Source organism: Noviherbaspirillum pedocola (assembly GCF_016632335.1).
GTDB lineage: Bacteria > Pseudomonadota > Gammaproteobacteria > Burkholderiales > Burkholderiaceae_D > Noviherbaspirillum_A > Noviherbaspirillum_A pedocola.
On sequence record NZ_JAEPBG010000021.1, the window covers coordinates 15,517 to 36,246 of the forward strand.

Below are 20,730 nucleotides of genomic sequence, written 5' to 3' on the forward strand. Positions count from 1 at the left end.
CCATTCCGTTCTCACATTCTCATTCAGCGGCTGAATGCCGCCTGCAGGTCTTTCTGGTTCGATGTGCCGTTCTGTAACAGCAGCATCAGCAGAATGCGCGCCTTCTGCGGGGACAGGTCGTCAGCCATGACGGCCCCGGCATCCACCAGCGTCTTGCCACCGCCTTCGAAGCCGTAATTCGGGAGCACTCGGCCATTCGGCACCCTGCTCGCGATCACGACAGGAACGTTTTTGGACAGCGCATACTTCACCGCATTGAACATGGGAATATTCATGTTTCCCCAGCCTAGCGCCTGCACGACAATGCCCTTGGCGCCACTGTCGACTGCGGATCGCAACAGACGCCCGTCGGCGCCTCCATACATGGCAACGATTTCGACGTCAGGCATTTTTTCCGTCGCCAGGTCGATATGTTGGCGACGCAAGGGCGCGCGGGAGAATGTCACGCGGTCGAAGTCCACTTCTCCGAGAAAGCCGTAATCGCCGGACTTGAATGTTTCGACGCTGGAGGTATGGGTTTTCGTCACATCGCGCGCCGCGTTGATCTGACTGTTCATGGCCAGCATCGCGCCCTTGCCCTTCGCCTGCGGATCGACCGCGATACGCACGGCATTCAGGAGATTGTGCGGACCATCGAAGTCCGGTTCGGACGCATTGCGCTGCGCGCCGATGAGGACAATGGGCTTGTCGGATTTCACGGTCAGATCAAGCCAGTAGGCGGTCTCTTCAAGCGTATCCGTGCCGTGCGACACGATGACGCCGGCGACATCAGGGCGTGCCAGCGTGTCGGACACCACTTTGGTGAGCTGTACCCAGCGTGCGGGATCCATATAGTCGGACGGCACATTGGAGACATTGTTCACCTCGACCTTTGCGTACTTCGCTACGTCAGGAACCGTGGCAAGCAGATCTTCTCCCGAGATCGCAGGTACGGGGGCCTTTTTTACCGGGTCGATCTTCATCGCGATCGTGCCTCCGGTGGCGATCATTGCGACCACAGGCTGAGCGGTCTGGGCAAAAGCGCAGCTTGCACTGAGCAGGAACAGCGTTGCGACTGACTTCAATGCTTTCATCTTCGAATCGTCTCCATGCGTTATGTTGTGCCTGGCATATTCCGGCGGACGCATTGTGGCATGGAGCAATCAATGCCTTAACGATTAAATGCAATGAATCTGATGCCGCCCGCATGCTGCGTACGTGATCCTTTATGACTCGTGACTTGGCGGCACGCAAGCTTTGATGTCAATCAACGCTGGTGCGCAAACGGGGCTGCTTCCGTATGGCCAACAACCTCTGGTGCATGAGGGCATCCTGCTTCGGTAAGGCTGCCCTCATGCCTGCATTTATCGTTTCGAAGCCGCTTCCGCAACCGGCTTCGTCCCGCTGCGCATGCGCATCAGCGCAAACGCGCCGGCCATGGCGACTATCCATACCGGAATCAGCAGCACTGCCTGCCTGATGCCCGGCGACAGGACCATCACGACCAGAATGCCTGCGATGAACATCAGGCACAGGTAATTCGTGACCGGGTATCCCCAGCTCGGAAAGGACGTAGCCACACCCTGGGCTCGCATCGCGCGTCGAAACTTCAGATGGGTGACGCTGATCATGGCCCAGTTGATGACCAGCGCCGCCACGACCAGCATCATCAGCAGTTCCAGCGCTCCTTTCGGGATCAGGTAATTGATCAGCACGCAGATGGCGGTGGCCGAGGCCGACAGCATCAGCGCCGAAACCGGCACGCCCCGCGCATTGATCCGGGCAAGGCGGCGCGGCGCATTGCCTTGCAGCGCCAGGCCGAGAAGCATGCGGCTGTTGCAGTACACGCAGCTGTTGTAGACGGACAGTGCGGCAGTCAGCACAACGGCATTGAGAGCATGCGCGACCATCGGGCTGTTCAGAGACTGGAAAATCAGCACGAAGGGACTGCCGCCACGCTGCACCTCATTCCATGGGTAGAGCGACAGCAGCACGGCGAGCGCGCCGACATAGAAGAGCAGGATGCGATAGATCACCCCGTTGGTGGCGCGCGGTATGGTCTCTTCGGGCCTGTTCGCCTCCGCCGCGGTAATGCCGACAAGTTCCAGTCCGCCGAAGGAAAACATGATGACCGCCATCGCCATCACCAGGCCTTCCACGCCATGCGGAAAGAAGCCGCCCAGCTTCCACAGGTTGCCGACGCTCGCCTCCGGACCGCCGCCGCCGGTCGCCAGCAGGTAGCTGCCAAAGGCGATCATGCCGACGATCGCGACGATCTTGATGAAGGAAAACCAGAACTCCATCTCGCCGAACAGCTTCACATGCAGCAGGTTGATCGCGTTGACCATCAGGAACACCGCAAGCGCGGAAACCCAGGTCGGAATGTCGGGATACCAGTATTGAACGTAGACGCCGATTGCAGTGAGCTCGGCCATGCTCACCAGCACGTACAGCACCCAATAATTCCAGCCGGCCATGAAGCCGGCGAAGTCGCCCCAATACCGGTTGGCGAAGTGGCTGAAGGATCCCGCCACCGGTTCGGCAACGACCATTTCCCCCAGCTGCCGCATGATGAAGAACGCAATCAGTCCCGCCACCGCATATCCCAGCAGGACTGAAGGTCCGGCGAGCTGTATCGTTTGCGCGATGCCGAGAAAGAGCCCGGTGCCGACGGCGCCGCCGAGGGCGATGAGCTGGATATGCCTGTTGCTGAGCTGTCGCTTCAACGCCGGCGCGGGCCCGGAAGTTTGGCTTGTCATCGTGTTTTTGTCCTCTACATGAAACTGATTTTTCAACCATTGAATTCTGACTGTCAGGCATGAGGAACGCCGACATGCAGATTTGTCCCGCAATATCGCGATCCGCTGCGCCGCCGCAGCGTGCTGTCCCGCACGGAAGGCGTCATGACCAGCGATTCCCCGCTCCACGCACGATTCCTGCATTTCAAACGTCCGCACGTGTCCTGACGCACATCAGGATTTGCAGTTTCCCCACACGGCTGCATACGGCGGACATCGGTTAGGATGGCAGCCTTGCACCACAACCGACTATCAAAGTGACTCACTTCTCTGCTGAAAACGTCAACGTCGTTTCCTTCGACAGCATGCCGACGCCCGACGAACTGCATGCAAAACTGCCCCTTACTGATGCCGCCGGCATCACCGTCATGCGCGGCAGGCAGGACCTGCGCAACATCCTGGACCGCAAGGACAAGCGCCTCTTCGCCGTCGTCGGACCTTGCTCGATCCATGATCCGGAAGCCGGCATGGACTACGCGCGTCGGCTCAAGGCGCTGCAGGAAAAGGTAGCGGACACGATGCTGCTGGTCATGCGCGTCTACTTTGAAAAGCCGCGCACCACGACGGGCTGGAAAGGCTACATCAACGATCCGGACATGGACGACACCTTCCATATCGCGCGCGGCATGGAATATGCGCGTCGTTTCCTTCTTGATGTCTGCGAGCTCGGCCTTCCGACCGCCACCGAGGCGCTGGATCCGATATCGCCGCAATTCCTGGGCGACCTGATCGCCTGGACCGCGGTCGGCGCAAGAACCACGGAATCGCAGACGCATCGGGAAATGTCCTCGGGCCTGTCGACGCCTGTGGGCTTCAAGAACGGCACCGACGGCGATATCGACATCGCGATCAATGCCATCGTTTCCGCCTCGCGTCCGCATTCCTTCCTGGGCATCAATGGCCAGGGCAAGGTTGCCATCGTGCGCACCAGCGGCAATGCCCATGGCCACGTAGTTCTGCGCGGCGGCAATGGCCGCCCGAACTACGACACGGTGTCGGTGACGCTCGCCGAGCAGGCGCTCAGGAAGGCGAAGCTGCCGGCCAACATCGTCATCGACTGCTCGCATGCGAACAGCTTCAAGAACCCGGAGCTGCAGCCGCTGGTGCTGACCGACGTGGTGCATCAGGTCAGGCTCGGCAACCGCTCCATCGTCGGCGTGATGATCGAGTCCAACATCGTCGCCGGCAATCAGCCGATTCCCGCGGATTTGTCGAAGCTGGTGTATGGCTGCTCCGTCACCGATGCCTGCGTCGACTGGGAGACCACCGAGAAAATGATTCTCGAGGCGCACGCCCTGCTCAGTGAGGCTTTCGACAGGAACGGCAATCAGCGCTGAAGCCTGCACCGCGCCTGTGGCTGTCGACCCGGCGCCGCCGCTGGCAAGCGCCGCCTCCAGCGTTCGAGGCACCAGGCCGCTTCAGATCTCCACCTGCGTGCCCAGCTCGATGACGCGTGTCGGAGGAATCTTGAAGTAGTCCGCGGCGTCCCTGGCATTGCGCGCCATGGCCGCGTACACCGTTTCGCGCCACAGCGCCATGCCGGTCTTGTGCGTGGCAAGCACCGTCTGGCGCGAAATGAAGTAGGAGGTTTCCATCAGTTCGATGCTCAGGCCCTTTCGTTTGCACAGCTCGAGCGCAAACGGGATATCGCGTTCATCCATGAAGCCGTAATGCACATCGACCTGGTAACAGTCATGGCCGAGCGCTTCCACCGTGACGCGTTCCGTGTCCGGGATCCTGGGCACATCCATCGGATGCACCGTCAACAGGATCAGGCGCTCATGCAGAACCTTGTTGTGGAACAGGTTGTGCAGCAGGGCATGGGGCACGCCATCGCCCTCCGAGCGGAAAAATATCGCCGTGCCGGCGACACGGTGCGGCGGATGCGCGAACAGCGAGCTCAAGAAGCCATCCAGCGGTATCAGGTGCGAACGGAGGTTCTCGAACACGAGCTGCCGCCCGGTGCGCCAGGTCAGCATGATGGTGACCATGAAGGCGCTGATGGCCAGGGTGAACCAGCCGCCGCTGATGATTTTCAGGCTGGTTGCTGAAAAGAGCGTGACATCGATGACGAAGAAAAAGGCTGTCGCGGCCAGGGTGAGCGACAGCGGATACTTCCAGCCGTAGTGAACGACGAAGAAGGTGAGCAGCGTGGTGGTCAGCATCGTCGCCGTGGCGGCGATGCCGTAGGCCGATGCCAGGTTCGACGATGAGCCGAATCCGACCACGGCCAGCACCACGGCTGCCAGTTGCAGCCAGTTCACCAGCGGAATGTAGATCTGCCCGCGCTCGTGTTCGGAAGTCTGGCAGACGCGCATGCGCGGCAGAAAGCCCAGCGCAATAGCTTGCTGCGTCACGGAAAACGCGCCGGAGATCGTAGCCTGCGACGCAATGACCGTGGCCATGGTGGAAATCACCACCAGCGGAATCACGCTCCAGGACCCGAGCTGCTGGAAGAAGGGATTGGACACCGCCGCCGGGTGCGACAGCAGCAGCGCTCCCTGTCCCAGGTAATTCAGCGCCAGCGCCGGAAGAACCGCGGCGAACCAGGCGAGCCGGACGGGCTTGCGGCCGAAATGCCCCATGTCGGCATACAGTGCCTCGGCGCCGGTCAGCGCCAGAACTACGGCGCCCAGGGAAAGAAAGGCGTACCAGCCGTTGCGCGCCAAAAAGCCGATGGCATGCACCGGATTGAAGGCGACGAGGATCACCGGGTTCTTGACGATATTGAAGATACCCATGCCCGCCAGCGTGGCGAACCACAGCAGCACGATCGGTCCGAACCATTTGCCGATGCCGCCGGTGCCATGACGCTGCACCATGTACAGGCTCAGCAGAATGGCCAGCGTCATCGGAATCACGTAGGGCTTGAGCGCAGGCGTCGCGACTTCCAGGCCTTCGATGGCCGACAGCACCGAAATTGCCGGGGTGATCACGCCATCGCCGAAGAACAGCCCCGCACCCACCATGCCCAGCAGCATCACCGGGTAATGCCAGCGCGACTGCTGGGTCACCGAGGACAGGGCAAGCGCGGTCAGCGCCATGATGCCGCCTTCGCCGCGGTTGTCTGCCCGCAGCACCAGCGTCACGTACTTCAGTGAAATAACGATGATGAGCCCCCACAGGATCAGGGAGACCACGCCAATGATGTTGTCGGCGCTGAGCGTCAGGCCATGGTGCTCGGCAAAGACTTCCTTCATCGTGTACAGCGGACTTGTGCCTATGTCGCCGTACACGATGCCAATGGCGGCTAGAGTCAGTGCGGCAAGACTGCTTTTTGATGATGGCGTTGCCAAACGGGGCTCCTGTTTTCCGGAAAGTCGCAACTTTATATCGTAATCAAGGAAGTTGAATCGAATATATGCAAGGCGCCGACAGGTGAACGGTCATAAACACGTCTGGAAAGCAGTTTTCCTGCAATGCCTCGTGTCGGAAACAGGTCGCGCCGTCACTGCCCGGGGCAATCTATCCGCCAGGACAGATCGCACAGGAAATGTCAGGCCGCCGCGCGAACGCTCAATGTCCATCGAGATCAAGCTTTGCGCCATTCATGCCGCAGCCAGCTGAAGTGATGCGGACTATTGCGAGCTGCAGTGCAATACTTGATGCACTGAGTCCGGAAAGGCCAAAGGCACTGGAGTTTCCATGGAAAAGCATGCCTTCGAACACAAGAATCCATCCCCTGCACCCAGTACGAACCCGGGCCCTGCTGCCGCAACGCATGGTCGCCTGGACCTCAGTCATATCGCTGCGGCGATGCTGATAGTCGATGCGAGGCTATGCATCGTCGGTATCAATGAAGCATGCCGGGACGCATTGACGCGCCTGTCCGGCGCGATTGTGGAATTCGGATCAGCGCTTTCCGAAGTGCCTGTCTTCATCGAAACCGCTGAAGGGGACAGGGAACCACTCGAGCAGATGTGTCGGCGCGCTTTTCTTGGCGAGGCGCTGTTTGTCACCGGCCACTGCACTGGCGCACGGCAGGCGCGCAGCATGCTGTTCAAATTGATGCCGATGTCGGACTGCTTTGGCAATCCGCTGCTGCTGACCATCGCCATACAGGATTTTCCGGACGATGCCGCCATCAATTCCCATCGGGTAGAGCACGCTGCCCCGGCGCCGGAATTCGTCGAACCCGAGACCGAGACGCAAGGCACGACGCCGATGCCGCCCGCCGACCTGCAGCGAACTTTCGATCTTGCCCCGGTCGGCATTGCCCATGTCGCGCCCACTGGCCGCTGGCTGCGCGTCAATCAGTACATCTGCAACATGCTCGGCTATACCCGCGAGGAACTGGCTTCCATCACTTATCAGGATGTGACCTATCCGGCCGATCTCGAAGCCGACAATGCCCTGGTGCAGGAACTGCTGAGCGGCAAGAGAAGTTCGTATGTCCTGGAAAAGCGTTATCTGCACAAGAGCGGCGATACGGTCTGGGCGTATCTGGCCGTCATGCTGGTGCGCGAGGATGACGGCGCGCCCAAGTACTTCATTGCGGTGCTCAGCGACGTGCAATGGCAAAAGAGCGTGCTGGCCAAGGCGGAAGAAAGCCAGGCGAGGCTCCAGGCCGTTTTCAACAGCCTCAATGAAGCGGTGTTCGTCTTCAATGCCAGAGGCAAGGTGATCGAGGCCAATTCAGCGGCGCTGCGGCTGTTTGGCTACCAGGACGTCAGCGAGAGCAGCAGCAGCGTTGTCGAGCTGGAGAAGCGTTTCGAGGTGCGCACTCTGGATTTGCACCTCCTGCCCGTCGAAGAATGGCCGGTATGCCGCATCCTGCGCGGCGAGAGCGTGGCCAATAGCGAACTGCGGGTGCTGCAACGGGAGTCCGGGAGAAGGTGGATCGCCAGTTTCAGCGGCACGAAGACCACCAGCAGCAAGGGGCATTCCGAATTCGCGGTGTTGACAGTGCGCGATGTCACGAAGCGGCATTACGCGGAGCTGGCCTTGCGGTACAGCGAGCAGCGCTTTCGCACCGCGCTGGACCATATTCCGGATGCGGTCGTTCTTTACGACCGCAGCCTGCGGGTACGCTATGTCAACCAGGCGATGACGCGGCTGTTGCAGCGCCCGGCATCCGCCATCCTCGGTCGTCATGAAAGCGAGCTGAAAAGCCATCCACTGGCCGATCTGCGCCGCCCATTGCTGCAGGCCGCAATCAATAACGCCAAGTTGCAGAGCGCCGACTTTGAATATGCATCGCCATACGGCACCCGCTATGTCGCCGCTTCCTTCGTTCCGCTGCTCAATGACAAGGAAGGCGCCGATGAAGTCATGGGCATCTACCATGACTACACGCAGCGCAAGCGGGCCGAGGAAAATGCGCGCCAGGCCGCATTGCATGACCCGCTTACCCGCCTGCCCAATCGCGCGTTGCTGTTCGAGTATGCGAAGCATCTGCTGGGCGCGGCGCGCCGGTCGCAGGAAAAAGTTGCCGTCCTCTTCATTGACCTCGACGGCTTCAAGCCCATCAATGATCTGCACGGCCATGAAACCGGCGATGAAATACTGCGCCAGATTGCGCAGCGGCTGAAGATAAATACCCGCGAAGAGGACATGACATTTCGCCTTGGCGGCGATGAATTCCTGATCCTCTTGCCTCGCCTCACCAGCCATGAGGCCGTGAAGGAGATGGCACAGCACCTGCTGCAAACCGTCAACAGACCTTGCGAGGTCGGCAATCTCAGCCTTGCGGTATCGGCCTCGATCGGCATCAGCCTCTATCCTGATGATGGCGTTGAGACCGACATGCTGATCCAGCATGCCGATGCGGCCATGTACTACGTGAAGGAACGTGGACGAAACGGCTTCGAGTTCTATGTCCCGGAAATGTCAGCCCATGTGGAAAGGCAGGCTGTGATTGAACAGGAGCTGAAACGGGCAATCAAGGGAAACGAATTCTGCCTGTTCTACCAGCCTGTCGTCGAGATGCATACCGGGAAGGTGGTTTGCGCCGAGGCGCTGATTCGCTGGCCGGGAAACAGCGCGAGCGCCGACCGCTTTGTGCCCATTGCCGAAGCCACGGGATTGATCGGGCCGGTAGGCGACTGGGTATTGTCCGAGGCCTGCGAGCAATATCTCGCATGGAGAGAGGCGGGCCTGGCCGACCTGCCGATTGCAATCAATGTGTCGCCGGTCCAGTTCCGGCGCCATGACCTGGCCGAGCAGATCGAAGCGACGTTGAAGCGCTACGGACTGCGCGGCAGTGCGATTCAGATCGAGCTGACGGAAACGGCGGTGATGGATGACATCGATCGCGCGGTCGGTGTGCTGGGCAGGCTCAAGAGCGCGGGCATCAAGGTGTCGCTGGATGACTTTGGCACCGGATACTCCAGCCTGAATTACCTGAGCCGGCTGCCGCTGAACAAGCTCAAGATCGATCAGACCTTCGTGCAGCGCATCGAACTGGACAGCGCGGGAAGAGCAATCACCGAGGCCATCATCGTCCTGGGCAGAACGCTGGGACTCACCGTCGTGGCGGAAGGGATCGAATCCGAGGCGGTATTCGCCTACCTGCGCGAACGCGGCTGCCAGGAAGGGCAGGGCTACTTCATCCGCAAGCCGCTTTCCGGGCCGCGATTCGCCGCGTGGATGCATGCCGGGGCTGTGCCTGGACGATCCTGATCTGGTTGCTGCGCCATCCATCGCGTCAATGTTGACGAATTGCCAGACTTCGTGATGCGCTGGGGACATCCTGGGCAGCTCGGGTTACCATGCGGCCTTCGCCCAACGCTTTCCGCGCTGCCGACCCTCGGGCCAAGTAGCGCGTTTCTCGCATGTCAGTCAGCCAAGACACCTCCCATCAGCAAAGCGACGCCGAAATCCAGTTTGCCCGGATGATTTCCGCAGTGCGCGATTACGCCATCTATCTGCTCTCTCCGCAAGGCCATATCGTCACCTGGAATGCCGGCGCCGAGCGTTTCAAGGGCTATGCCACCGATGAAATCATCGGCGAGCATTTCTCCCGCTTTTATACCGAGGAGGACCGCGCCATGGACCTGCCGGCGCGGGCGCTGCAGACTGCGCTGTCCGAAGGCAAGTTCGAAAGCGAAGGCTGGCGGGTGCGCAAGGATGGCTCGCGCTTCTGGGCGCATGTGGTCATCGATCCGCTGTTTGACGATGCCGGCCAGCCGATCGGCTTTGCCAAGATCACGCGCGACATTACCGAGCAGCGCCGCGCGCGCGAGCGCCAGGCGCATGAACGCGAAGCGGCATTGGCCGCGCGCACCGAGGAATACCGGCAGCTGCTGCGTCTGTTCGAGCAGGCGCCGGGCTTCGTCTGCTTTTTCCGCGGACCCGAGCATGTGTACGAGCTGCAGAACGCGGCGCATCATCGCCTGGCCGAATTCAAGGACATCATCGGCAAGCCGGTGCGGCAAGCGCTGCCCGAACTCGAGGGCCAGGGCTTCTTCGAATTGCTCGACGGCGTCTTCGAAAGCGGCACGCCCTATGTCGGTCGGGCGCTGCCGCTGATGGTGAAGCCCGCTTCGGGCGGACCCGGCGAGCAGCGCTATATCGACTTCGTGTATCAGCCAATCTTCGATGAAGAGGGTAGGGTGGTCGGCGTGTTCTCGCAGGGCAGCGATGTCACCGAGCAGGTGCACGCGCAACAGGAAATCGAGTGTAAGCAGGCCGAGCTCGAAGCGCTGGTGCATGAACGTACCCGGGCACTGGAAGAGGCTACTCGCGCACTGCAATTGGCGCGCGAGCTGCAGCTGGACAAGAACCATCTGCTGCAGCTTTTCGAGCAGGCGCCGGGCTTCATCTGCGTGCTGCGCGGCCGGGACCATGTGTTTGATCTGGCCAACCGCGCCTACCGCAGTCTGATCGGCGAGCGCGACGTGGTCGGCAAGAGCGTGGCCGAAGCCTTGCCGGAAGTCGCGGCGCAGGGCTTCATCACGCTGCTCGACCAGGTGTATGCCAGCGGCGAGCCTTTCATCGGCAGCGAGATGGCGCTCGACATTCGTCAAAGCGACGGCACAGCCGTCACCAGCTATCTCGACTTCGTCTACCAACCGATCCGGGATGCCGAGGGCCGCGTCAGCGGAATCTTCGTGCAGGGCAGCGACGTGACCGCGCGCAAGCTCGCGCAGGACGAGCTCAAGCGCTATCAGACCGACCTCGAAGCGCTGGTGAGCGAGCGCACGCGCGCGCTGGAAGAGACCCGGGAAGCGCTGCAGCGTTCGCAGAAGCTGGAGGCGATCGGCAAGCTCACTGGCGGCATCGCGCACGACTTCAACAACATCCTGCAGATCATCGGCGGCAATCTGCAGCTGCTGCATGGCCATGTCGTCGGCAATGCGCTCGCAGTCAAGCGCGTCGATACCGCGTCCGATGCCGTGACGCGCGGCGCGAAGCTGTCTTCGCAATTGCTCGCCTTCGCGCGGCGACAGCCGCTGCAGCCGGCGGTGGTGAACCTGGCGCGCGTGATCAACAGCATGGATGACATGTTCCAGCGCGCGCTCGGCGAGCTCATCGAAGTGGAGACCATTTGCGTCGGCGGATTGTGGAATGCGCTGGTGGATCCGAACCAGCTGGAGAATGTGGTGTTGAACCTGGCGATCAATGCGCGCGACGCGATGCCCAACGGCGGGCGCCTGACCATCGAGCTCGGCAATGCGACGCTGGACGAAGAATATGTGTCCAGCGAAAGCGATATCGCGCCGGGTCAGTATGTGATGCTGGCGATCTCGGACACCGGCACCGGCATGAGCCGCGAAGTGATGGAGCGCGCCTGTGACCCGTTCTTCACGACCAAGCCGGAAGGCGTGGGCACCGGCCTGGGCTTGTCGATGGCCTATGGTTTCGTCAAGCAGAGCGGCGGCCATTTCAAGATCTACAGCGAAGTCGGGCACGGCACCACGATACGCATCTATTTCCCGCGTTCGCATGAGGCGCTGATCGAAGCGCCGGTTGCCAATGCCGGCACCGTGGTCGGCGGCAGCGAAACCATCCTGGTGGTGGAGGACGACGCTGCGGTGCAGGCCACGGTGGTCGCGCTGCTCGGTGACCTCGGCTATCGGGTATTAAAGGCCGACGATGCCGGCAGCGCGCTCGGCATACTCAAGAGCGGCTTGCCTATCGATTTGCTGTTCACCGATGTCGTCATGCCGGGCAAGTTGCGCAGCCCCGAGCTTGCGCGCCAGGCCAAGCTGCTGCACCCGGACATCGCAGTGCTGTTCACCTCGGGCTATACCCAGAATGCGATCGTGCATGGCGGCCGGCTCGACCCCGGCGTCGAGCTGATCAGCAAGCCGTATCGCCGCGAGCAGCTGGCACGCAAGATCCGGCATGTGCTGTCGAACCGGCAGCAGCAATTGCAGAGCCGGCAGGCGCTGGCAAAGGCGCCGCCAAGCTCGCCGCATGCCCATGCCGGCGCAGTGCGGCGGGTGCTGGTGGTCGAAGACGATGAAGAGCTGCGCGAAATGACTTCCGAGCTCATTCGCGTGCTCGGACATCATGTCGAATGCGCGGCCAACGCCGAGGCGGCGCTGGCCATGCTCGCTGCGTCACGCTATGACATCCTGCTTTCCGATGTCGGCCTGCCGGGCATCGATGGTGTCGAGCTGGCGCGGCGCGCGCTGCGCGACGATCCGCAACTGCGCGTGGTATTCGCTTCCGGACATGGCGAAAACATCGATGCCGAGCCCGGGCTGTCGTATGTGGTCCTTCCCAAGCCGTACACGCTGCGCAGGCTGGAGGCGGCGCTCGAAGAGGTGATACAAATGCCGGTGGCTTGAGACGCGGCGCCGGCGCTCGCCGGCTTGCGCAATGGCTCAGCTTTTACCGGGATCGAAACTGGTGTCGCCAGCGTCGGCCTGGTCCGCGTCATCGGTGCCGGGGCTGTCGAGCCCGGTGCCGGGCTGCGGTTTCGTGCCGGGCGGGTTGGCGGTTTGCGGCACGTCGACTGTTTTCGGCGCAGCGGATTGTCGGTCGGCTTGAGCATTGCCGCCGGCGAAGCTGGTGTCGCCGGCATCGGCCTGTCCGGCGTATTTCGCATCCGCGTCCTTGTCGGGCGATGCATTGCCGGATGCTGCCTGCGGCTGCGCGGGTGTCTGCGATGAAGACGTCATTTTCGCTACCTCCATATGCCTGTTTGAAAACTTGTCGAGCATATGACCGCGCGGCCCCAGCTTCGTTCGGCGGCGCGGGGGACCATCCTGCAGGATTTCCTCAGCCGCGTAGAATGGCCGTTCTCATTTGCCTCACACCAGCCTCATGATCCCCTTATCCGTCCTCGACCTGTCCCCGATCCCCGAGGGCAGCAACGCCGCCGTTTCCTTTCGCAATACACTCGATCTCGCGCAGCATGCCGAACGCTGGCATTACCAGCGCTACTGGCTGGCCGAACATCACGGCATGCCCGGCATCGCCAGCGCAGCCACCGCGGTGCTGATCGGCCATGTGGCCGCCGGCACCAAAAGCATACGTGTTGGCGCGGGCGGCATCATGCTGCCCAACCATGCGCCGCTGGTCATCGCCGAGCAGTTCGGTACGCTGGAGTCGCTGTTCCCGGGTCGCATCGATCTCGGCCTGGGCCGCGCGCCCGGCTCGGACTTCACTGTCGCCCGCGCCCTGCGCCGCAATCTCAACAGCGATCCGGATGCCTTCCCGCAGGACGTGATGGAGCTGATGGAGTATTTCGCGGCTGCGCCGCGCCGTAACGTACTGGCGGTGCCGGGCGCCGGTTTGAATATTCCGATCTGGATACTCGGCTCCAGCCTGTTCGGCGCACAGCTGGCCGCGATGCTCGGCCTGCCCTATGCGTTCGCCTCGCATTTCGCGCCGACGCAGATGATGCAGGCCATTCAGGTCTATCGCGACATGTTCCGGCCCTCCGAGCGCCTGCAGAAACCGCATGTGATGCTCGGCTTCAATGTCTTTGCCGCCGACAGCGACGAGGAAGCGCAATACCTGTCGACCTCGATGCAGCAGGCCTTCGTCAATCTGCGTAGCGGTCATCCGACGCCCTTGCCGCGCCCGATGCGGGACTACCGCTCGACCATAGGCCCAGCCGAGAGCGCGATGCTGGACAACGTGCTGTCCTGCTCGGCGATCGGCTCGAAGGATACGGTGGCCCGGCAGATCAGGGACTTCGTCGCCAGCACCGGTGCCGACGAGCTGATGATCACTTCGCAGATTCACGATCACGCGGCGCGGCTGCGTTCCTACGAGATCACCGCAAGCCTCATCAATTGATCCGCTGAAAGCGGCGACGCCGGCCTTGACCGGCGCTTGCCGCCGCCACGCTTGCGACGCGCATGTCGACGCGCCGGCGCTATCCGCATTCCGCCGGCTCCTGGCCGCATCAACACGACGCATCAGCACGAAATCCGCAACAAGCCTGCAGATAGGCGCGGCGCGCCGTGGCCGCGCGGGAACTCTGGCCGCCTTCCGACTCTGATCCTCTTTCCACGTTTTCTCACGCAACTTACTGGAAGGGCATGACGATGGATAAGGACAGTCCCGACAAATCCCGGCGCATGGTCATCGGCGGCATGGCCGGCGGCCTGCTGGCCGGAGCGATGGCGCCGGCGATGGCGCAGAATGCCGGCGGCGGCGGTGGTGGCGGCGGTGGAGCTGGCGGCGCAGCAGCGCCCGCGACGCTGCAGAACCCGTTGAATGAATATCCGCGTCCCCCTTTTCCCGAGCAGCAGCAGCCATGGCCGGGTCTGGCCAGCAAGATGAATCCGCTTCCCGATCACGGCGAGACCAGCTATCGCGGTTCGGGCCGACTGCGCGGCCGTCGTGCGCTGATCACCGGCGGCGATTCCGGCATCGGCCGCGCCGCGGCGATCGCGTATGCGCGGGAAGGCGCGGACGTGGCCATCAACTATCTGCCGGCTGAAGAGCCGGATGCGCAGGACGTGGCGAAGCTGATCCGCGCGGAAGGCCGCAAGGCAGTGCTGATTCCCGGCGATATCAAGGACGAGAACTTCTGCAAGCGCCTGGTGGAACAGGCCGCGCGCGAACTCGGCGGCCTCGACATCCTGGTCAACAACGCCGCGCGCCAGGTCTCGCAGGATTCGATCCTGGACATCACCACCGCGCAATTCGATGAAACCTTCAAGACCAATGTCTACGCGATGTTCTGGATCACGAAGGCAGCGATACCGCTGATGAAGCCGGGCGCGACCATCATCAACACCTCGTCGGTGAATGCCTACGATCCGGGCCAGAACATCATCGATTACGCCGCCACCAAGGGCGCGATCATGATCTTCACCAAGGGCTTGGCCAAGCAGCTCGCGGACAAGGGCATACGCGTGAATGCGGTGGCGCCGGGACCGTTCTGGACACCATTGCAGGTCACCGGCGGGCAACCGGCGAAAAAGCTGCCCGCCTTCGGCAAGGAAACGCCGATGGGCCGGCCCGGCCAGCCGGTGGAACTGGCCGGCGTGTATGTGCTGCTGGCATCGAACGAATCGAGCTATGCCACCGGCCAGGTGTACGGCGAGACCGGGGGCCACGGCGGACCCTGATGCGCTCCTGATGCGCTCCTGATGCGATTAGCTCGGCGGCTGCGGAAAGCGGATCGCCGGGCCCTGTGGCTCCACGCCCGGCGGCAGATAGGCGGGCGCCGGTTCGCCGGCCGGGCCCAGCGTGCGGATGAAACGATGCAGTGAAACCAGGTCCTCGTCGCTCATGTCGCGCAGTGCAAACCAGGGCATGGGCGGACGCAGCTGCTTTTCCCTGGCCGCCTTCAGCCATTCCGACTCGGATACCTTCTGGAAGTACAGCCGCAGATTCGACGGATAGGTAGTGCCCCAGGGACCGTTCCAGCCAATCTGATCGCCTACCAGCCATTGCGCTTCCGGCACCTGCCCGCCCGACAGGCCATAGCCCGGCGTGTGGCAATCGTTACATCCGCCTATCTTCGCCAGGTAACGTCCGCGCTCGATCGATCCGCCGGCGGCGCCGGCATCAAGGCACAACATGGACAGCAACGCGGCCAATGCCGCCGCCCGGTTTGTTCGCATCCTCGTTCTCATCCCTTCCTCCTGTTGATTACAAAAGGCACATCCCCTTGTCCCTGCCGGAATGCTGGGCTGGAAGACAATCTTGCTTTTGACGTAGCGCAATTGGCATCAGCCCGCCGCCGATACCGTAGTTTCACTAGGGTCAGGAAAAGCGCGGCATGAAAGATTGACATGGATTGCGGTTTGTTTGAACCTTCCGGTGTTGCCTGAAATAGAAAAAAGAAGCATGAATGTTGCGCCAGCCTCCGGCGCGGCATGAACAAGCATAGAAGCATCAGTCAACCAGTACCCCGTCCCAGAAGATTTGAATGCTTGTGTCGGCCGCTCGAAAGCGATTGCGGCGTTGCAAATGCTCGTCGGGGTACCGACCCGAACGTGCTGCGCGCCTCGCCCTCGTTTCCGATCGACTCGGCACCATCCTTCACATTCCTCAAGCGGGGTACCGGGACGCAGTAGTCGGACCCACCCAACGAGGAGACAAGCATGCACAAGAAGAAGGAATTGCTCGCACATCTATTTGCAGCGTCGCTGGTCAGCGCCGCGCTGTTCGGCTGCGGCGGCGGCGATGACAACAGCACGGCAGGCGGCACGAGCGGCGGAGGCACCACCCTGGCCGGCGTGGCCGCCGAGGGCCGTGCAATCGCCAAGGCCACCGTCAGCATCCGCGACGCCAACGGCACCACCCGCAGCGCCACTACCGATGCCAACGGCAACTTCAGCTTTTCCACCGCCAATCTCACGTTCCCGCTGATGCTGAAAGTCGCGGGCAGCAATGGCACCTATTACACCCTTCTCGCCAGCGACGACGTCGGCAACAAGCGCGTCAACATCAGCAATTTCACCAATGCCATCGCGCAGCTTGCGCTCAATGCGTCGGACAACAGCGCGCTCGACGACAGCTATGCCAAGGGCGGCTACGCCAGGATCAGCGCGGCGACGCTATCCGCCGCCGACGACGCCTTCAAGGCGCTGCTGAAAAACGAGTTCGGCACGATCGCCGGCGTCACCGATATCAGCCCGCGCTTCGTCTCCTTCACCCCGTCCAGCGACGACCAGGATGGCGATGAAGTCGATCGCATGCTGAACCTGTTTACGCCGGGCCGCGCTGCCGGCGGCGGCAACAGCTACATCTCCCTGAACGTCGTGCCCGAAGGCATACGCGACATCACCGTTACCAGCTATGACGGCACGAGCGACGATCTGCTTACCGCGGGGCTCGGCGTCAAGGGCATTGCCGGCACCGCGCCTTTCCCCGCCACGCAAACCAGCTTCACCGCCGCCGAGCTGCGCAAGCTGGCGATCTACAACAACTATCGCGCCGTCATCGACGTCTCGACCAACAGCGGCTTCGGCACGCTTTACGGCCCGAACGTCGACAAGAACGGCGGCACCAGCATGGGCCTGATCGCCGGCAAGGAATACATCGCCTATGTCGACGACGGCAGCGGCCGCAAGAATGTGACATTGATGGTGCAGATCCCGGCCAGCTTCGACAAGGCCAAGCCTTGCATCGTCACCGGCACCTCGTCCGGCTCGCGCGGCATCTACGGCGCCATCGGCACTTCAGGTGAATGGGGACTGAAGAACGGCTGCGCGGTGGCCTACACCGACAAGGGCAGCGGCACCGGCCTGCATACCTTCGACGACAACACCGTGAATCTGCGCGACGGCACGCGGGCCACGGCAGATGCGGCCGCCAAGAAATCGATCTTCACCGCGATCCTCAACAAGCTGTCGATCCCCAACTTCAACACGCAATACCCGAACCGCATCGCCTTCAAGCATGCATACTCGCAGCAGAACCCGGAGAAGGACTGGGGCCGCAACACACTGGATGCAGTCGCCTTCGCCTTCTATGCGCTGAACCAGGAATACGGCGGCACGCCCGGCAACAGCGGCAACAATGGGCAGAAGCAGCGCGTGATCACGCCGGCCAACACCATCGTGATGGCCTCGTCGATCTCCAACGGCGCCGGCGCGGCGCTGCTGGCCGCCGAGCAGGACAAGCTGGGGCTGATCGACGGCGTGGCCGCGAACGAGCCGCAGATCCAGCCGCGCACTTCCACCGGCTACACCGTGCAACAGAACGGGCAGGCGGTGAAGACCCAAGGCAAGCCGCTGTATGACTACTCCAGCTTCGCCGCGATCTATCAGCCCTGCATCGCCGGCACTGCCGCGCGCTGCACCAGCCTTGCGGAAAAGGGATTGCTGAACGGTGCCGACCTCACCACGCAGCAGGCCGACGCGCGTCAGCGACTGATGGATTACGGCTGGACCGCCGACAGCGATGCCTTCCAGGATGCGCTGGCCAAGGCCACGCTGACCGGCACCCAGGGCACCGCGTCCGGACCGTTCGCCACCTTCAACGCGACCACCAACTTCCTCGTCACCGCAACTTACGCGAATGCCTACGGCCGCTTCGCGCCGGACGAGAAGGTATGCGGCTTCACCTTCGCCAGCAACGACACCGCGGGCAATCCGGTGGCGCTGACGGCGGCAGTGCGCGCGTCAAGCTTCGCGAGCCAGAACGGCATCATCGGCAACCCGATCTATGAAGACTCGGTCGGCGGCGCCAAGTCCTATACCTTCGGCGTATCACCCTCCACCAATCGCGCCGACTGGTCGCTGGATGGCATGCTGTGCCTGCGCTCGCTGGCCACTGGCGTGGACATGGTGACCGGCAAAGCACTGACCGGCGACCTGGCCAACCAGAGCCAGCGCGTGCGCGCTGGCATCGCGCAAGTGCAAGCGATCGGCAATCTGCATGGCAAGCCGGCCATCATCGTGGCTGGCCGCAGCGACCACCTGATCCCGCCGAACAATGCCGAACGCGCTTACCTCGGCCTGAATGCGACGATCGAAGGCGCGGCCAGCAAGCTGCGCTATGTCGAAGTGACCAACGCCAACCACTTCGACACCTTCAGCACCTATGTCCCGGGCAGCATCGTGCCGCTGCATGTGTACCTGTTCCGTGCGCTGGATGCGGTGTATGCGAACCTGCAGGGCAATGCCGGGCTGCCGCCGAGTCAGGTGGTGCGCACGGTAACGCGCGCCAGCAACGCGGAAACGATCGGCAATGCCAACCTGCCGGCGATCAGCCTGTCGCCGACGGCGGGCAATCTGATCTCGGTGAGCGGCACGACGGTGAATGTGCCGAACTGATCAAGCGGGTTGATTGGTACGGAAGGAGCTGAGAGCCCGGCACCGTGAGGTGTCGGGTTTTTTCTTATGGGGTGTCGAGTGTGTATGGTGCGTGGTGGTGACGTGCGGAATGCCGGAGCGGCGCTCGGGTTTCTCATTGGCGGAGCTGGAGATGGTGCCGAGGGTAGCGGTCTTGCTGAGCTGGCCGCCAGAGGCATATCGTCGCGCGCAATGATGTCGCCGCATTGCGACGAGGCAGTTCCCCGCTTATTTGGCATAGGGTTTAGTGATGCAGACAAGTTCATGGCGTAGCTTGTCGAGCAGACCATCAACGTGACCGCGATAGGTAGTGTCGTTGTCGTTGCAATTGTCGAGCGGCGGCGTGTGCGCCATTAAGCGTCGCTGATGCGGTTTTTGTTGAGATCGCAGGCAATGCTGCGGCCCTGCCGGCCGAGCATGGCTTGCATGTCGGTGGCGATGCGACGGCGGTTGCCATTGGCGTCATAGCCGATGGTGATGCGCACCAACCCGGCCGCGGTATCGGTGACCTCCGTCAGCCGGCCATTGCTGTCATTGCGCAGCTGGTTGTTCTGCAACACTTTTCGATTCTGCGTGGCGTGTTCGACGAGGAATTGCTCAGCGCATCAGCGAGAGGAACTAAGAAATAAGCCAAAAAGCAGAGGCCTAGTGCAACAAATACGATAGTGCCGCGTATCTATCGTGTTACGGCCGCCGCTTCATGGCTGTTGCGGCTTGCAAAGGCACGCTAATACTGCGGTGAATTGCATTTTGTTTTGGAGAGCATTTTTCCTTTTTCTCGCCAAGCCATGAACAGCAAGCACACCCGAGCTAGCAAAATTTTGAGCTACGTCCTGCGCCACCGACCGGACGCCATCGGCATCTCACTCGACTGCCAAGGGTGGACCGATATCGCATCGCTGATTGCCGCCGCCAGCAAGGCAGGCAAACATCTCGACCGGAAGCTGATCGAGACCATAGTCGCAACAAACGAAAAGAGGCGCTTCGCCATTTCCGAGGATGGGCTTCGCATACGTGCTGTGCAGGGGCATTCGACCGACCGCGTAGATATCCGCTACGTGGAAAAGGTGCCGCCTGAGTTTCTTTATCACGGTACCGCGACTCGCTTTCTGGATTTGATCTTCAAGGAAGGCCTGCGACCTGGGTCACGTCAGTATGTGCATCTGTCGCGGGATACGCAGACTGCTATTGCTGTTGGCCGACGCCATGGCAAACCGGTGGTGTTGTCCATCGCAGCCGTCGCCATGCACCAACAGGACTACAAGTTTTATCAGGCAGAGAACGGAGTGTGGCTCACACCAACCGTGCCACCTACATTTCTGCTGACACTCCGGGACGGTTGAGCATCCTTCGCGTGCCTGAGATTCACCCATCGCGTTGAGTTCGATCCTCAGCGTAGAGTGCTACCAACTCGCTATTACGCGCCCACTCCAGCCAAGCATCGAAGTTAGGAAGCTCTTCGAGCACTTGGCCAGTCTCACGCCACTCATTATCTACAAGCGTTTGTGCCCATGGATTCAGAACCACCACCTTCGGATTGTCCCCGGTACCTGCGATGAAGCAGGCAATCATGTCTTCATGCCACGCCTGCGCAAACTTCACTAAGGGCAGTCCGTATTGTGCTGAGCATCGTGCGTTAGATTCGGGATCAGCTGTAATACCCCACGGCTCCAATTCATTCCCAGCCGTTGGGTGCGCTAGTAAATACGCATCGAAACTTGTCGGATAAATGAAATTGTCCGGCAGTTCCTGATGCTCAAGCTTTGATCTAATTTGCTCAATTTTCATCTTTGTTC

The 20,730-nt window shown here is 61.7% G+C and carries 14 protein-coding genes; 7 read left to right on the forward strand and 7 right to left on the reverse strand.

Features of this window, described 5'->3' with window-relative positions:
• Positions 1–23 precede the first annotated feature (23 nt).
• Both JJB74_RS27740 and JJB74_RS27745 read right to left on the reverse strand, forming a co-directional pair.
• Entirely contained in the window at positions 24–989 is a 966-nt protein-coding gene (locus JJB74_RS27740) for an asparaginase (RefSeq protein ID WP_234484928.1), read from the reverse strand.
• Positions 990–1,343: 354 nt separating this feature from the next.
• Positions 1,344–2,738 (reverse strand): amino acid permease, encoded by a 1,395-nt coding sequence (locus tag JJB74_RS27745; RefSeq protein WP_200597654.1) that lies wholly within the window; start codon positions 2,736–2,738, stop codon positions 1,344–1,346.
• Between the two features lie 296 nt (positions 2,739–3,034).
• Here JJB74_RS27745 and JJB74_RS27750 point away from each other — a divergent pair, with 296 nt between their 5' ends.
• Positions 3,035–4,114, forward strand: a complete 1,080-nt coding sequence (locus JJB74_RS27750) for a 3-deoxy-7-phosphoheptulonate synthase (protein ID WP_200597656.1) — start codon at positions 3,035–3,037, stop codon at positions 4,112–4,114.
• 81 nt (positions 4,115–4,195) lie between these two features.
• On the opposite strand, the gene JJB74_RS27755 is transcribed toward JJB74_RS27750, so the two are convergent.
• A complete protein-coding gene (locus JJB74_RS27755) occupies positions 4,196–6,073 on the reverse strand; it encodes a potassium transporter Kup (RefSeq protein WP_200597658.1) in 1,878 nt (625 codons plus the stop codon).
• A gap of 349 nt (positions 6,074–6,422) precedes the next feature.
• On the opposite strand from JJB74_RS27755, the gene JJB74_RS27760 reads away from it, so the two are divergent.
• Entirely contained in the window at positions 6,423–9,398 is a 2,976-nt protein-coding gene (locus tag JJB74_RS27760) for a sensor domain-containing protein (RefSeq protein ID WP_200597660.1), read from the forward strand.
• A gap of 152 nt (positions 9,399–9,550) precedes the next feature.
• Positions 9,551–12,514 (forward strand): hybrid sensor histidine kinase/response regulator, encoded by a 2,964-nt coding sequence (locus tag JJB74_RS27765; RefSeq protein WP_200597662.1) that lies wholly within the window; start codon positions 9,551–9,553, stop codon positions 12,512–12,514.
• 36 nt (positions 12,515–12,550) lie between these two features.
• Here the strand turns inward: JJB74_RS27765 and JJB74_RS27770 are convergent, their stop codons facing one another.
• Positions 12,551–12,847 carry a hypothetical protein gene (locus JJB74_RS27770; RefSeq protein WP_200597664.1) on the reverse strand — a complete coding sequence of 99 codons (297 nt, stop codon included), beginning with the start codon at positions 12,845–12,847 and terminating at the stop codon, positions 12,551–12,553.
• Positions 12,848–12,992: 145 nt separating this feature from the next.
• Here JJB74_RS27770 and JJB74_RS27775 point away from each other — a divergent pair, with 145 nt between their 5' ends.
• Positions 12,993–13,973, forward strand: coding sequence for an LLM class flavin-dependent oxidoreductase (locus tag JJB74_RS27775; protein WP_200597666.1), 981 nt, complete (start codon positions 12,993–12,995; stop codon positions 13,971–13,973).
• Between the two features lie 251 nt (positions 13,974–14,224).
• Positions 14,225–15,256 carry an SDR family oxidoreductase gene (locus tag JJB74_RS27780; protein WP_200597732.1) on the forward strand — a complete coding sequence of 344 codons (1,032 nt, stop codon included), beginning with the start codon at positions 14,225–14,227 and terminating at the stop codon, positions 15,254–15,256.
• A 27-nt stretch (positions 15,257–15,283) separates the two neighbouring features.
• Here the strand turns inward: JJB74_RS27780 and JJB74_RS27785 are convergent, their stop codons facing one another.
• Positions 15,284–15,754 carry a cytochrome C gene (locus tag JJB74_RS27785; RefSeq protein ID WP_234484924.1) on the reverse strand — a complete coding sequence of 157 codons (471 nt, stop codon included), beginning with the start codon at positions 15,752–15,754 and terminating at the stop codon, positions 15,284–15,286.
• A gap of 483 nt (positions 15,755–16,237) precedes the next feature.
• Here JJB74_RS27785 and JJB74_RS27790 point away from each other — a divergent pair, with 483 nt between their 5' ends.
• Positions 16,238–18,916, forward strand: coding sequence for a 3-hydroxybutyrate oligomer hydrolase family protein (locus tag JJB74_RS27790; protein ID WP_234484925.1), 2,679 nt, complete (start codon positions 16,238–16,240; stop codon positions 18,914–18,916).
• A 371-nt stretch (positions 18,917–19,287) separates the two neighbouring features.
• On the opposite strand, the gene JJB74_RS27795 is transcribed toward JJB74_RS27790, so the two are convergent.
• A complete protein-coding gene (locus JJB74_RS27795; protein ID WP_200597670.1) occupies positions 19,288–19,491 on the reverse strand; it encodes a hypothetical protein in 204 nt (67 codons plus the stop codon).
• Positions 19,492–19,722: 231 nt separating this feature from the next.
• Between JJB74_RS27795 and JJB74_RS27800 the strand changes: the two genes are divergently transcribed.
• Positions 19,723–20,277, forward strand: a complete 555-nt coding sequence (locus JJB74_RS27800; RefSeq protein ID WP_200597672.1) for an RNA 2'-phosphotransferase — start codon at positions 19,723–19,725, stop codon at positions 20,275–20,277.
• Between the two features lie 22 nt (positions 20,278–20,299).
• On the opposite strand, the gene JJB74_RS27805 is transcribed toward JJB74_RS27800, so the two are convergent.
• A complete protein-coding gene (locus tag JJB74_RS27805; protein ID WP_200597674.1) occupies positions 20,300–20,722 on the reverse strand; it encodes a hypothetical protein in 423 nt (140 codons plus the stop codon).
• Positions 20,723–20,730: the final 8 nt, after the last annotated feature.

Bases quoted from the DNA above. Each gene is read 5' to 3' on its own strand.
- JJB74_RS27780 (WP_200597732.1), top strand. From the start codon at position 14,225: ATGGATAAGGACAGTCCCGACAAATCCCGGCGCATGGTCATCGGCGGC.
- JJB74_RS27775 (WP_200597666.1), top strand. From the start codon at position 12,993: ATGATCCCCTTATCCGTCCTCGACCTGTCCCCGATCCCCGAGGGCAGC.
- JJB74_RS27785 (WP_234484924.1), bottom strand. From the start codon at position 15,754: ATGCGAACAAACCGGGCGGCGGCATTGGCCGCGTTGCTGTCCATGTTG.
- JJB74_RS27770 (WP_200597664.1), bottom strand. From the start codon at position 12,847: ATGACGTCTTCATCGCAGACACCCGCGCAGCCGCAGGCAGCATCCGGC.
- JJB74_RS27760 (WP_200597660.1), top strand. From the start codon at position 6,423: ATGGAAAAGCATGCCTTCGAACACAAGAATCCATCCCCTGCACCCAGT.
- JJB74_RS27745 (WP_200597654.1), bottom strand. From the start codon at position 2,738: ATGACAAGCCAAACTTCCGGGCCCGCGCCGGCGTTGAAGCGACAGCTC.
- JJB74_RS27790 (WP_234484925.1), top strand. From the start codon at position 16,238: ATGCACAAGAAGAAGGAATTGCTCGCACATCTATTTGCAGCGTCGCTG.
- JJB74_RS27805 (WP_200597674.1), bottom strand. From the start codon at position 20,722: ATGAAAATTGAGCAAATTAGATCAAAGCTTGAGCATCAGGAACTGCCG.
- JJB74_RS27800 (WP_200597672.1), top strand. From the start codon at position 19,723: ATGAACAGCAAGCACACCCGAGCTAGCAAAATTTTGAGCTACGTCCTG.
- JJB74_RS27740 (WP_234484928.1), bottom strand. From the start codon at position 989: ATGATCGCCACCGGAGGCACGATCGCGATGAAGATCGACCCGGTAAAA.
- JJB74_RS27765 (WP_200597662.1), top strand. From the start codon at position 9,551: ATGTCAGTCAGCCAAGACACCTCCCATCAGCAAAGCGACGCCGAAATC.